Origin of the sequence: Bacillus sp. SRB_331 (genome assembly GCF_003264175.1) — a bacterium.
Taxonomy (GTDB): domain Bacteria; phylum Bacillota; class Bacilli; order Bacillales; family Bacillaceae_G; genus Bacillus_A; species Bacillus_A mycoides.
Window position 1 is genome coordinate 1 of record NZ_NADV01000157.1, and the last position, 408, is coordinate 408.

Annotated in this window: 1 protein-coding gene; it reads right to left on the reverse strand. The window is 47.3% G+C overall.

The genetic code is table 11. The features are described from left to right. Window positions 1-408, reverse strand: a 408-nt coding sequence (locus B5P42_RS31615; RefSeq protein WP_220089422.1) for a reverse transcriptase domain-containing protein, incomplete at both ends; no start/stop codon positions are given.

The following is a 408-nucleotide window of genomic DNA, read 5'->3' on the forward strand; positions in this document are numbered from 1 at the left end:
TCAGTGATGAAGCGGTTGATTGTATCGTTCCAAACTAGTCCGGCCTGCTTGAGTCCGTAAAGGCTTTTCTTGAGTCGGCACACTAATTTGGGATCCTCAGAGATAAAACCTTCCGGTTGGACCATATAGATCTCTTCTGGAAGTTCTGCTTGTAGAAAAGCCCCAACCACGTCGAGCTGTCTCAGTGTCAAGTTCAGGGATGCGGCAAGCGCGAATATAATTCGAACTGATGCGAGATGTGCGACGGGAGAGAAGGTCTCGTTGAAGTCAATTCCCGGTCGTTGAGAGAAACCTTTGATAACGAGTCTTGCCTTGAATTTGTGCACGAATCCCTCGTCATCCGGTTTTACTTTAAATATCCATTTGTTAGCGATGGCTTGTCTTCCAATTGGGAGTGGGCAGAGTTCC